14 protein-coding genes are annotated in these 12,328 nt (G+C 73.4%); 2 read left to right on the top strand and 12 right to left on the bottom strand.

Annotated features, from left to right (window positions below; translation table 11 throughout):
- Window position 1: 1 nt before the first annotated feature.
- The 4 genes from AMK19_RS31915 to AMK19_RS36275 all read right to left on the bottom strand — a co-directional run bounded on the left by AMK19_RS31915 (window position 2) and on the right by AMK19_RS36275 (window position 1,820).
- Window positions 2-550: a GNAT family N-acetyltransferase gene (locus tag AMK19_RS31915; protein ID WP_073818667.1), complete on the bottom strand. Its 549-nt coding sequence runs from the start codon at window positions 548-550 to the stop codon at window positions 2-4.
- Window positions 551-604: 54 nt separating this feature from the next.
- Window positions 605-1,141 (bottom strand): GNAT family N-acetyltransferase, encoded by a 537-nt coding sequence (locus tag AMK19_RS31910; protein ID WP_241844692.1) that lies wholly within the window; start codon window positions 1,139-1,141, stop codon window positions 605-607.
- Window positions 1,142-1,229: 88 nt separating this feature from the next.
- Complete coding sequence (locus tag AMK19_RS35660; RefSeq protein WP_143200512.1) at window positions 1,230-1,475, bottom strand: hypothetical protein; 246 nt, start codon at window positions 1,473-1,475, stop codon at window positions 1,230-1,232.
- Between the two features lie 192 nt (window positions 1,476-1,667).
- Entirely contained in the window at window positions 1,668-1,820 is a 153-nt protein-coding gene (locus AMK19_RS36275; RefSeq protein ID WP_158071972.1) for a hypothetical protein, read from the bottom strand.
- Window positions 1,821-2,035: 215 nt separating this feature from the next.
- Between AMK19_RS36275 and AMK19_RS31900 the strand changes: the two genes are divergently transcribed.
- A complete protein-coding gene (locus AMK19_RS31900; RefSeq protein ID WP_073818663.1) occupies window positions 2,036-2,380 on the top strand; it encodes a hypothetical protein in 345 nt (114 codons plus the stop codon).
- A 106-nt stretch (window positions 2,381-2,486) separates the two neighbouring features.
- On the top strand, window positions 2,487-2,906 hold the full coding sequence (locus AMK19_RS31895) for a nuclear transport factor 2 family protein (protein WP_073818661.1): 420 nt from the start codon (window positions 2,487-2,489) through the stop codon (window positions 2,904-2,906).
- 228 nt (window positions 2,907-3,134) lie between these two features.
- Here the strand turns inward: AMK19_RS31895 and AMK19_RS31890 are convergent, their stop codons facing one another.
- The 8 genes from AMK19_RS31890 to AMK19_RS31850 all read right to left on the bottom strand — a co-directional run bounded on the left by AMK19_RS31890 (window position 3,135) and on the right by AMK19_RS31850 (window position 12,278).
- On the bottom strand, window positions 3,135-4,541 hold the full coding sequence (locus tag AMK19_RS31890) for an MFS transporter (protein ID WP_073818659.1): 1,407 nt from the start codon (window positions 4,539-4,541) through the stop codon (window positions 3,135-3,137).
- An 88-nt stretch (window positions 4,542-4,629) separates the two neighbouring features.
- Window positions 4,630-5,082, bottom strand: a complete 453-nt coding sequence (locus AMK19_RS31885) for a MarR family transcriptional regulator (RefSeq protein ID WP_073818657.1) — start codon at window positions 5,080-5,082, stop codon at window positions 4,630-4,632.
- 105 nt (window positions 5,083-5,187) lie between these two features.
- A complete protein-coding gene (locus tag AMK19_RS31880) occupies window positions 5,188-6,639 on the bottom strand; it encodes an amidase (protein WP_073818655.1) in 1,452 nt (483 codons plus the stop codon).
- A gap of 123 nt (window positions 6,640-6,762) precedes the next feature.
- Window positions 6,763-7,398, bottom strand: a complete 636-nt coding sequence (locus tag AMK19_RS31875) for a hypothetical protein (RefSeq protein WP_241844688.1) — start codon at window positions 7,396-7,398, stop codon at window positions 6,763-6,765.
- Window positions 7,399-7,577: 179 nt separating this feature from the next.
- A complete protein-coding gene (locus AMK19_RS31870; protein ID WP_073818653.1) occupies window positions 7,578-8,342 on the bottom strand; it encodes a bestrophin-like domain in 765 nt (254 codons plus the stop codon).
- A gap of 64 nt (window positions 8,343-8,406) precedes the next feature.
- A complete protein-coding gene (locus AMK19_RS38350; protein WP_143200511.1) occupies window positions 8,407-9,114 on the bottom strand; it encodes a hypothetical protein in 708 nt (235 codons plus the stop codon).
- Window positions 9,115-9,516: 402 nt separating this feature from the next.
- Window positions 9,517-10,923 carry a family 2B encapsulin nanocompartment shell protein gene (locus AMK19_RS31855; RefSeq protein WP_073818649.1) on the bottom strand — a complete coding sequence of 469 codons (1,407 nt, stop codon included), beginning with the start codon at window positions 10,921-10,923 and terminating at the stop codon, window positions 9,517-9,519.
- A gap of 347 nt (window positions 10,924-11,270) precedes the next feature.
- The gene (locus AMK19_RS31850) at window positions 11,271-12,278 is read right to left on the bottom strand and encodes a winged helix-turn-helix domain-containing protein (protein ID WP_073818647.1); all 1,008 of its coding nucleotides are present in this window, start codon (window positions 12,276-12,278) and stop codon (window positions 11,271-11,273) included.
- Window positions 12,279-12,328 lie beyond the last annotated feature (50 nt).

The following is a 12,328-nucleotide window of genomic DNA, read 5'->3' as shown; positions in this document are numbered from 1 at the left end:
GTCAGCGGTCCCAGGAGCGCGGCCGTTCCATGGCCTCCCACTCCGGGCGGAGCAGGGAGAGCACCGCGAGATCGAGCCGCCGCCCCCGGTGGATGCACGCGGAGCGCTTGACGCCCTCGTGCGTGAAGCCGGCCCCGGCGAGCGCGGCGAGCGCCGGGGCGTTGGTGGTGTGCGGGTCCGCATCCAGGCGGTACAGCGGGAGTTCGCCGAACGCGAAGTCGACCGCGGCATCGACGGCGGCCCGCGCGTAGCCGCGGCCGCGGTGCTCCGGGTCGACGAGGAACCGGATGCGGGCGGTGCCGTCGGCCATGCTCTGATCGCCCAGGAACACCGCGCCCACCGGGGTGCCGTCCTCCCGCAGGACGAGGAAGTTGTCCTGGTTGGTGTCCTCGATGTCGCGCTCGATCCGCTCGCGCATCGCCGACAGCGGCGTCGGCCAGTTCCCCCACTCGTAGGCCACCGACGGCTCGTTCCACCAGGCGTGCAGCAACTCGGCGTCGTCCACGTCGATCGGCGCGAGGGTGATGGCGGGCAGGGCATTACTGGTCATGCGCGGATGGTAGGACACCCCCCTCCCGTTGATCACCCGGTTTTCCGCCCGCCGTCACGGCAGCGCGAAGCGCCACATGTCGCGCGGTTCGCCGGCGACCTCCTGGTATGCGGGCACCAGCGTCTCGCGACGGTAGCCGGCCTTCTCGGCGGTGCGCAGCGAGCCGGCGTTCCACGGCTCCACGAACAACTCGACGCGTGGAAGCGCCAGTTCGCCGAGCGCCCACGCCGTGACGGCGTTCAGCCCGGCGAGCGCGACGCCCCGGCCCCGCGCGCCGGCCGCCACCCAGTAGCCGGCGGTGGCGAAGCCGCGCAGCGGCAGTTCGCCGACCCACAGCCCGACGTTGCCGACGGCCCGCCCGTCGGGCGCCTCGATGACGAACGGGTAGCCCGTCCCGATCTCGGTGCGCATCCACTGCCGCCGCACGAACGCGTCCGCCTCCGCGTCCGAGTAGGGCGCGGGCACGGTGGTGATCAGCGGAATGTACGGGTCGACGGAGACCTCCCGCAGCAGCTCCCGGTCCGTCAACTCCCAGCGGCGCAGCCGGAATCCATTCTCCGCCGCGATCTCCGGCATCACCCTGGGCAGCATCTCCACCGGCCCATCCTGTCCCACCCGCCGCACCGGCAGCCAATCGGTTTCGCGACCGCCCGACGGCTCGGCGGCTCCGGGCGTGTCGCTACGGTCGGGCGGACCGGTCCGGGTACGGCCGGAACTGGAGCTGGAGCGGCGGAGCCATGTCGCCGAACGGCTCGAAGAACGCGCTCGACCGTCGCACCTCTCCCGTCGCGCAGGCCCGAACGCCCGAGTGCGACGCGGTGAGCCAGGGGCGCGTGTCCCCGCCGAGGTCGCCGCCGGCGAGGACGACCGTCGCCAGGTCGTACCGCGATTCGGCGGCCCGGGCCAGTGCCGTCAACTTCTCCACCAGCACCGCGCGTCGGCCCGACGCCGAGGGGCGGCGGCCCAGCGCCCCGACCGCTGCGGCGGCGCAGCTCCGCCGGCGGGCCCGGTCCGACGCGAGGTGCGGCAGTGCGCGCCGCAGGAGGGCAGGCTGTAGGTCGTGGCACGCCAACGCCGCCCGGTCGAGGACGAGTTCGCCCAGCCCGGTGCCGTCGCTTCACCGCCGGGCCCGGCCGTCGGCGTCGGCTGCCAGGTAGCTGGCGGTCCGGGCCCGCAGCTCGGCTGCACGGTGCTCGACGCAGGCGCGGACCTCCTCCTCCCGTCCGCCGAGGTCGCCGACGGCGGCGACCGCGTACAGGTGGGCGAGCATCCCGTCCCCCGGCGTGGGATCGTCCGGCCCCGGCCGCGGGTCGTCCAGCAGCTGGGCGACGACCGAAGCGGTGGGGGCCGTCGCGGGCCACGCCTTGCCTTCCCGGCGGAGCGTCGCCGACCACAGGTGCGTGTATCCGTCGCAGGAGGCGCGCGCGCCACCATGACACCGAGGCTGGCAGGGCCCCGATGGCCCCGCTCCCTACACTGCCCCGGGTGAACATCGGCGATCTCGACTGGCAGGAACGGCACCTGGGCGGCGTCCTGCCGCGCCTGGTGGATGCGCTGTTGCAGCGCGGTGAGCTGGAGTTGGTCGTACAGGCTGCCCACGAGCGCCCGGACTGGTTCTGTGCACGGGCCGCGGCGCAGCAGCTGTGTGCGGCGGGCGAACCGGGGCGGGCGTGGGCGGTGCTGGAGCCGTTCGCCCGCACCGGGTGGCTGCCGGCGGTGTCCGGCGCGGTGGTTGCGCCGGCGCGGGCGGGTCGCGCCGCCGAGGCGCTCGCCCTCGTCCCGGACGTGCCGACCCAGCGGGCGGAGTACCGGCGCCGCTGGGGTCGCTGACCCACACCCGCCGAACAGGACCTGTCAGCTTTTCGCATGACAGATCGTCAGATCGGCGTAGGGTGCGAAGAATCCACCACGCACCACGCCTCAGGGGGGCACCACCATGACCGATTCGCCGCTGCTCGACGTCCTGGCCCGCTTCCGCCGGGCCATGCTCGCCATGGACGCCGATGCGCTCGCCGATCTCTACGCGCCGGACGCCGTCCACGAGTTCCCGTTCCGTTCCCCGGGCTTTCCGGCACGCTACGAGGGGCAGGACGCGATCCGAGCGGGCTACGGGGCCGCGTGGTCGGCGACTCCCGCCCGGCCGACGGAGATCGAGGCGACCGGCCTGCACCACTCCACCGACCCGGAGGTGCTCGTCGTCGAGCAGACCGTGCGCGGCGAAATCGAGGGTGTGGACGGCGAGTTCGCCGTCGCGGGGCTGCTGGTGATCCGGGTCCGCGACGGCCTGATCGTCCACGCCCGCGACTACATGGACGGCCTCGCCATGTCCGGCGGGCTCCGCGACCGCACCGAGTGAGCCCTGCGGGCCGCCGCGGCGCATGAGCACGCCCGGGCCCGCGGCGCAGCAACGTCACCGGCCCGGATCTCCGCGCAGCGGTCGTCGCAGCGCGGCGGACCCCGAACCCGTTCGACCCTCTCCTCCTGCTCCCCGACGGGGGCCACGTACCCGACGACGCCCCGCCCGGCGTCCTCGCCCAGCGCCCGCCTCCGCACCCCGCTGCGGGCCGCCGCCCCGGGAGGAGCGTCAACCGACCGACAGCTTGCGCAGGTTGCGATCGAAGACGGTGAGCAGCAGGAACACCGCGGCGGCGGCCAGCATCACCAGCGCCAGCCGGTGCATCCCGGCCGTGCCGGCGTGCGTGCCGTACGCGGCGGCGGTCGCGGCGGCGGCGACCATCGAGCCGAGGTAGGCGAAGGTGCGCAGTAGGCCGGCGGAGGAGCCGGTGCGGGCGGGGTCGGTCTGCCGGAAGACGGCGTTCTGCAGGGCGAGTCCGTTGGCGCCCTGTGGGATGCCGAAGACGACGGCGAGCAGCAGCAGCGCCCACAGCGGGCTGTGCACGCCGAGGAGGAGCATCAGCGCGCAGGCGGCGACCTGGCCGATGCCGCCGATCAGCAGGGTGGCGCGGATGCCGCCGCGGCGGCCGGCGAGGACGGAGACGCCGATGCCGACCAGGAAGGTGGGGGCCTGGACGAGTCCGGCCTGCAGGGGTGTCAGGCCGAAGCCTTCCTCGGTCCACTGGGCGAAGCCGTACAGGAAGGCGTACGCGCCGATGTACGCGGCGAGCGCGCGGGCGTAGGTGAGCAGCAGCGGGGCGTTGCCGCCGAGCACCTTGAGGTCGATGAACGGTTCGGCGGCGCGGCGTTCCCGGACGGTGAAGGCGGCCGCGGCGGCGACGGCGGTCACCGGCAGGTACCAGCGGTCGGGGTGCGGGTTCATCAGGAACAGCAGCAGTGTCAGCAGCAGGACGGCGAACAGCGCCATGCCGGGCAGGTCGATGCGCTGCACCAGTGCGCCGCGGCGTCGCGCGGGGTCGGCGGGTTCCGTGCGGGGCAGGCGGAGCGCGCCGAGGACGACGGCGAGGACGGACAGCGGGACGTTCAGGGCGAAGGTGGCGCGCCAGCCGCCGAGGCTGGTGAGCAGGCCGCCGAGCAGCGGGCCGATCACGGCGACGGTCTGGTTGGCGACGGCGAGCAGGGTGAGGATGCCGGCGGGGCTGTCCTGTCCGGTGCGGCGGGACTCGGCGCGCAGCAGGGCCATCGCGGCGGGGTAGCCGGCGCAGGTGCCGAAGCCGAGGACGACCCGGGAGGCGATCAGCACCCCGAGGTTGGGGGCGAGGGCGCCGACGACGCCGGCCACGCCGACCAGGGTGGTCGCGGACAGGAACAGCCGGCGCGGCCCGAACAGGTCGATCAGTCGGCCGACCACGGGCTGTCCGAGCGCGGTGGCCAGGTACAGCGCGGACACCAGCCAGGCGGTCTGCGCGGGCGAGGCCCCGAGCGCGGCGCCGATCGGGACGAGCGCGACGGCGATGATCGTGGAGTTGATCGGGTTGAGGACGGATCCCAGCACCATCGGCGGGACGAGTCGCCGGTCGAGGGCCGGCGCCTGTGCGGCGGCCTCGCCCCGCTCGGCGGTGCTGCGGCTGGTCATGGGCGGTCCCCCGGGGGTCGGTTCGGGCGTGCGCGTGCGGCGGGATCCGCCGGAATCGGCCCCCTCGGACCCGGAGGAGTCGGCGCCGTCAGTCGTGCCCGAGCCGCTCCAGGACGGCCATCGCCGCGATCACGGTCTGCCGTTCCGCCTCGGTGCACTTGGCCTGGAGTTCGGCGGCCAGCCATTCGCCGCGCGCCCGCCGCCCGTCCTCGGCGCGGCGGCGGCCCTCGTCGGTGAGGACGATCAGCATCCGGCGGCCGTCGTCGGGGTCGCGGCGGCGTTCGACCAGGCCCTGCGCGGTGAGGGCGGCGATGGTGGTGGCCATCGACTGGTGGCGCATGCCTTCGGCGACGGCGAGGTCGCTGGTGGTCAGGCCCTGGCCGTCGCTGTCCAGCAGCCGTCCCATCGCGGACGCCTGGGTGAGCGTCAGGTCGCCCGTTCCGGCGGCGGCCCGGATGCGACGGCGCAGTCGGCCGATCACCGATCGCACCTGCTGCGAGGCCTGCACGGCGGACGGCGTGGCCTCCCGGTCTTCACTCATGGGGTCAGCCTAGGTTCCCGGCGACCGAATGTACAGTTTTCCTGTACATTCCCGGCCGCCGGGAACACCGGATTCCGCTTCACGCCCGCCGGGGGCTCACGGGGCTCACTTCGGCGCCCGGAAGCCGCCCATCTCCGCTTCGAGCAGCTCGGCCAGCCGCAGCGGGGTGCGGTCCTCGAGCATCGGGCCGATCAGCTGCACGCCCACCGGCAGGCCCTCGGGCGACGGCCCGGTCGGCACGGCGGTGGCGGGCAGGCCGGGCATGGTCGCCAGGCCTGCCCAGACCAGCTGGTCGAAGTACGGGTACCCGGTGCCGTCGATGTCGAGCACCCGCCGCAGCGGGTCGGGGTGGTGGTCGTGCGGGAACGCGGGCGTCGGCGTGATCGGGCACACCACGACGTCGTACTCGGCGAACAGCTGCCGCCAGCCCTGCCGGTGGAGTTCGCGACGGGCGTTCACCGCCATCCAGTCGCCGTGGCCCATCACCATGCCGCGCAGCCGCGCCGCGTCCAGGCTCCGGTCGTCCGGGCTCAGCCGGGCGGCGCGGGCCCGCAGCTGTTCGAGCGTCTCGATCGGGAAGTGCGCGGTGGAGCCGGAGAACAGCAGTTGCAGGTAGATCCCCGCGGCGTCGGCGAGGTCGGGCAGCAGCGGGCTGTGCCGGTCGACCCGGGCGCCGGCGCGGTCGAGGGTGTCGGCCACCCGGTTCAGGCCCGCCCGGACGGCGGCGCCGGTCGGGATGAACGGGTGGTCCTCGACGACCAGGACCCGGAAGTCGGCCGTTCGCTCGTGGCGGGCGGGCGGCAGCGTCACCCGGTACGCCACGCCGCGGGTCAGCGGGTCCGGTTCGGCCATCACGTCGAGCAGCAGCGACAGGTCGCGGGCGGTGCGCGCCATCGGGCCGACGACGGCGAGGTCGTGCTCGGTCGGCAGGGCCGGCCCGGGCGGCGGGACCATGCCGCGGCTCGGCGCCAGTCCGAGGCTCGGCTTGTGCGCGTAGATCCCGCAGAAGTGCGCGGGGGTGCGCAGCGAACCGGCGAGGTCGGAGCCGATGGACAGTGCGCCGAAGCCGGACGCCAGCGCCGCCGCCGAGCCGCCGGAGGACCCGCCGGAGGTGCGGCCGCGGTCCCACGGGTTGTTGGTGGTGCCGTGGATCTCGTTGAAGGTCTGGATGTCCTGCAGCCCCAGGGGCACGTTGGTCTTGCCGAGCACCACCGCGCCCGCGCCCTTGAGCCGCGCCACTTGGAGCGCGTCCTCGGCCGGCCGGAAGTCCCGGTACGGGGGCATGCCCCAGCTCGTGGGCAGCCCGGCGACGTCGAAGCACTCCTTGACCGTCACCGGGACGCCGAGCAGCGGCCTGTCCTCACGACGGGCGCGGGCCTCGTCGGCGCTGCGTGCGGCGGCCCGCGCCCGGTCGAAGTCCGGCAGGCAGATCGCGTTGATCGGCTTGTCGTCCCGCTCGATGGCGGCGATCGCCGCGTCGGTCAGTTCCGCCGACGTCACCTCACCCGCGCGCAGAGCGGCGAGGAGCTGTTCGGCCGATTGAAAGTTCCACTCCATGAATCCGACCGTACTGACCCCTCGACGAGGGCACGAAAAACTGATTCGCACAACGAGGAAAGAGCCCGAGTATCCGCCAATTCGGCACCCGGAGACGGAAGTTCACTCCGCCCCGGGGTGCCTTCAGGCGAGTTCCAGTCCGTAGTCCGCCAGCCAGCCGCGCACCTGGGAGCGTTCGGCATGGGCCAGCGAACCGCCCGTGAAGCGCGGGTCGTCGGTGACCTCGGCCAGGCAGCCCGCCGGAGGCACGAACGTCTCTGCGTCCTCCGTGGTCTCGAACTCGGCCTCCGCCAGCACCAGTCCGAGCAGCCGGCCGTCGAAGACGTCGATGCCCAGCGGCGGGACGCTCAGCCGGGTCTTGGTCAACTCCCGCCCCGGCAACGCGTCCAGCAGCAGCGAGTACTCCTCGCCGGACAGGTACATGTTGGTGATCAGGCCCTGCACGGCGCCGGTGGTGCCGGGTGGCGCCGGGGTCTTCTGGGTCAGTTTGTGGGCGCACTCCCCGGTGTCGATCCGTTCGACGTGGCGCAGCCGCAGCCGGGTGCCGTCCACGTACCGGTCGGTGATCAGCCGGGCGCAGGTGACCGCACCGGGCGCGGGGACCCGGGCGAGCAGGAAGCGCCGCTCCCGCTCGACCCGCGCGTACCTGCTCCCGCCTACCGAGCCCGCCCCCGGACCCGCCCCCGAACCGGTCCCCGTACCGGGCGCCGCGGCGTGCGATGCGCCGCCGTGCCGCCCCTCGATGTCCTGCGCCCCCATGCCGTGTCTCCCCGTTGCGCGTCGTGCCGCCGCGCCCGCGTCGCCGGTGGCGGCACGATGCGCGGTCTCCCCGTCGGCCGCCCGGTCCCGGGCCCCCGTCCCGTCGGGGGCGGCCGGGCCCAGCGTAATGCGCGAACCGTCCCGGGGCGGGCAGATGTTCCCCATCTACGCCGCTCGGACTACTGGTTGAGGATCGGGAACAGGTCCAGGAACGGCTGCGTGGTGACCGACATGCCGCGCCCGAACGGGTCGTCGAAGTCCCAGATCAGGAACAGCAGGAAGCCGATCAGCGCGCTGAACGTGCCGGCCAGCACCAACTCCCGCCCGGAGCGCCGGATCTGGAGCGCGAACAGCATCCCGATGGTGACCACCGCGCCGATGATCAGCCCGAACCACACCACCCCGGGCATGGTCGGACCGGTGTTGCCGCCACGGGAGTTGCGGGCCTCGTCGGCGGTGGCGATCCGGTCCATCATCGCCTGGTACGCCTGCGCCTCGATGTCGTTCTGCGGCGTGCGGGACGCGACGTCGGTGCGCAGCTTGGCGAGCAGGTCGGTGCCCTCGGGGGAGAGTTCCCCGTGGGTGCGCATGTGGTGCCATTCGGTGTCCACCACGAACGAGACGTAGGTGTCTACGTCCTTGGCCACCGTCGCCCGGTAGTCGGCGGGGAACACCTCGGCGCGGGCACTGACCTCGTGCAGGGCCTGCGCCTCGCGCTGCACGTCGTCCTGCGCGGACGACCGGGACTCCCAGACGCCGGCGATCGCCAGGCCCAGCACGATCGCGTACACGACGCCGATCATCATGGTGATGTACTCGATGACGTCGGGCGTCTCCGAGGTGTCCTCGTGGAAATCGGCCTTGCGGTGCCTCAGCAGCACGACCGCGACGACGACCAGGCACGCCCCGGCCATCACGATGGCGAGCGCCACCCATTCGGACATGACAGGTCCTCTCCTGCTGTTCGGATCAACAACTCGGCTGAATGAAACGTGACTTGACGATGCGTCAGGAACGGCCGCGCCGACCGGCGGCGGCCCTGGACTTCCCGCTCGGACGCAGCGCGGCCGCGGCGATGACGGCGGGGACGGTGACCACCAGCATCCGGGTGGTGGTCGAACTGCCTTGGCGCTTGGGCGCCGTGGCGTGCAGCAGCGGGGGCGGCAGGTGGACGGACGCCTGCGGCGCGGGCCGACTCGGTGCGGGGCTCGGGGCGGGCGTCGACGGTGCCGGGGTGGGCGGCGCGGGCGCGATCGGCGCGACGCTGCGGGTGGGCGCGGGCTGCGGCTTCGGCGTGGGTGCCGGAGCGGGGGTCGGCGTCGGACTCGGGGTCGGAGTCGGCTCGACTGTCGGGCTCGGCTTGGGAGTTGGCGAGGGCTTGGGGGTGGGCGTCGGAGTCGGCGTCGGCCGCGGGTGGCAGTGGTGCCCGCCGCCGTGCCCGTCATGGTCGCCGTGATCGCCGTGGTCGTCTCCCCCGCCGTGGCCGCCCCCGTGGCCCCCCTTGTCCCCCTGCGGTGCGAGCGCCCCCGGCCCGATCGACTGCGGGCGCAGCGGGAGTTGGACGTCCGCCCCGGCCTCGGCGTCCACCTCCACGTGGGCCCCGGCGGCGTCGACGGAGGTGTGCACGTGGACGCAGATCTCCAGCCACCGCCCGTCCTCCCCCTCCCCCGCCGTGGTGTCCGTCCGGGCGGTGGTCTGGGCGGCCCCGGTGAGCACCGCGCACACCACGACGACCCCGGCGAGCGCCCCGGCCGCCCGGACGGCGCGGCCTCGGCCGCGGGTGGGGCTGCGGGCTGGGCTGCAGGCTGGGCTGCGGGCAGGGCTGCGGGTGGGTAAGGTCTCCGCCGCATTCCCGCTGCTCGCGGGCGGCCGGTCGTTCCGCTGCATGGGCGTGGTCCAACCTTCCTGTGGCTGTGGACTGTGGCTGTGGACGAGCGAACTGGCTCCGCGTCGTGCCGGAGCGCAGTCGAGGGTGCACCGGAGGACCGGTGCCGTTCCGCCGCAGAAACGGAACAGCATGATCAATCCGACGCACCCTCAACTGGGTGGACCGCCGTTTGGTTACGGCCTCCGGCGGTCCACCGTGGTCTTCTTCGTAACAGCTCCCGGCCCCTGGCCTCAGCGGACGGCGATCTCCACGTTCTCGAGCACGCCGAGCGCGTCCGGCACCATGATGGCCGCGGAGTAGTACGCGGTGACCAGGTAGTTGATGACGGCCTTCTCGTCGATGCCCATGAAGCGCACCGACAGGCTGGGCTGGAACTCGTCGGGGATGCCGGTCTGGTGGAGGCCGACGACACCCTGGTTGTCCTCGCCGGTGCGCAGGACCAGGATGGAACTGGTGTTCTCCGGGGTGATCGGGATCTTGTTGCAGGGCAGGATCGGGACGCCGCGCCAGGCCGGCACCTTGTGACCCTGAATGTCGACCGTGTCGGGGTACAGGCCGCGCGAGTTGAACTCACGGCCGAGCGCGGCGATGGTCTTGGGGTGCGCGAGGAAGAACTCGGAGTCGCGGCGGCGGCTGAGCAGCTCGTCCAGGTCGTCGGGGGTGGCGGGGCCGGAGTGGGTCTGGATCCGCTGGTCGAAGGCGCAGTTGGAGAGCAGACCGAACTCGCGGTTGTTGATCAGCTCGTGCTCCTGGCGCTCGCGGAGCGCCTCGACGGTGAGCTTGAGCTGCTGCTCGATCTGGTTCATCGGGTGGTTGTACAGGTCCGCCACCCGGGAGTGGACGCGCAGCACGGTCTGCGCGATGGACAGCTCGTACTCGCGCGGCTTGAGCTCGTAGTCGACGAACGCGGTGGGCAGCTGGAACTCGCCCTCGTGGCCCGCGGACATCGCGATCTCGGCCTCGCCGAGCTCGTTCTGACGCTGCAGCGGCAGGCTGGCGAAATCCCGGATGTGGGCCTGGAGGCTCTCGGACTGGGCGAGCACCGCCTGGAAGTCGGCCCGGCTGAGGGTGAGCAGGGTGCCGGCGGTCTTGGCGGTGGCGGTGTAGTCCCAGCTGGCGTCGGCGTCCAGCAGGGCGTTCTCGCCGAAGCGGTCGCCGTCGCCGAGGACGCCGATCACCGCGTCGTCGCCGTACTTGCCGCTGGAGATCTGGTTGATCTTGCCGTGCGCGATCAGGTGGATCTTGTCGGACGGGGTGCCGCGCTCGGCCAGGGTCTCCCCGGCCCGGAACTCGCGCTGCACGCACCGGTCGGCGATCGCGGACAGCACGTCGTCGTCCTCGAAGCCGCGCAGCAGGGCGAGTTCACCGAGCTCCCGGGGGATGACGCGGACGTCGCCGCCGGTCTGGATGAACTCGATCCGGCCGTCGCCGACCGTGTAGGTCAGGCGCCGGTTGACCCGGTAGGTACCGCCGGAGGTCTGCACCCAGGGCAGCATCCGCAGCAGCCAGCGGGAGGTGATCTCCTGCATCTGCGGCGCGGACTTGGTGGTGGTCGCCAGGTTGCGCGCGGCGGCGGTGGTGAGGCTGGTCTGCTGGCGCTGCGCCTGCTGAGTCTCCGGGCTGCTGTCCACGGACATTGGGCCGGGCTCTCCTTCGTCTCGCACGGACATGACGACTCGTCAGATCCGTGGGTGTGTTGGGGTCTTGGAAAAGAGTCAAGGGGGATGGCCGAGGGGATCGGAGGGACTTCGGGTCACCGGCGTCACCGTGCCGCCCACCGCCTCCCGAACAGTAGATCTTCGCCACTCCCCGCACCGCCCCCACGGCGCACGGTGCACCCGATCAGGTGAACATTGCCCCCGGAAGGATTGGGATCGACTCCGCGCTGTTTGCCATCCGGATGACCTCGCGGCAACTCAGGTTGACCGCGAACCACCCGCCCCGCGCGTCACATCCGCCACCCGACGGCCGGATTGACGCCCCGTCAATCCTTCTCGGACTGCGCCCGCAGCAGGACCTCGCCCGCCTCGGTACGGAAGTACAGCACCGACCGTCCGGTGCGGCGGCGCTGCACCAGCCGGGCGTCGAACAGCACCTTCAGGTGCCGGCCCACCGAGCCCAGGCCCTGCCCGGTCAGCGCCACCAGCTGGGTGGTGGTCTTCGGGGCGCCGAGCAGCGCCAGCACGTCCGCCCGGGCCGGGCCGAGCAGCCGGCCCAGCGCCTCGGGGGCGCGCGCCCGGCCGGCCTCGGCCAGCACGCCCGAGCACGGGTACACCACCGCGTACCGGCCGGCCCGGACGGCCGAGGTGTCCCAGCAGACCCAGCTCTGCCGGGGCGTCACGGGGACGAACATCAGCTGCGCACCGGCGAGTTCCCTCGGCGGGTGGTCGTGCGCGCTGATCTGCAGGCGGCTCCCGCCGAGCCAGCGCATCCCGGGCCGCAGGTCGGCCAGCGCCGCGGCCCACCCGCCCCGGCCCAGCTGCGCCGTGCGGGCGACGATGTCGGCCTCGACGGTACGCCGGCGCTGCGGCCAGGACGGGAGCACCGCCGTCGTCCAGGTCCACTCCAGCAGGTCGGCCGTCCGGGCGGGCAGGTCGTCGCGGCGCAGCACGTCCGGCAGCGGCCCGCCGCAGGCCTCCGCCAGGTCCTCCCGCGCCGTCCGGGCCGACGTGCTGCGGATGTGCGCCAGCTCCTCGGCGAACTCGGCCTCCGCGACCGGTGCGGCCGGCGCGGACCTGGGCGTGGGCGTGGGCGTGACGAAGGTGGCGTTCCACGACCCGCCGATCGCGGTGCGCACCAGTGGGGCGGTCACCGGGTCCGCCGCCAACTGCCACCGGTACGCGGGCAGATGGACGTCGAGCCAGCGGCGTTCGGCCGGGTTTCCGCCGACGGCCCGGTGCAGCAGTTTCAGTGCGGCGAGGGTCTCCGCCAGCGGGGAGACGACGAACCGGCTGCCGGCGAGCGTGTCGGCGCCGACCTGCCACCAGCCCATGTTTCGCCTCCCCGCGAAACATTAACAGCGCGTCGCGGGGGCGGCCGAGA

It is taken from the genome of Kitasatospora sp. CB01950 (genome assembly GCF_001905465.1).
In the GTDB taxonomy this organism is placed as follows: domain Bacteria; phylum Actinomycetota; class Actinomycetes; order Streptomycetales; family Streptomycetaceae; genus Kitasatospora.
The sequence above is the reverse complement of the archived record's forward strand: the minus strand, read 5'-3'. Positions and strand labels throughout refer to the sequence as shown.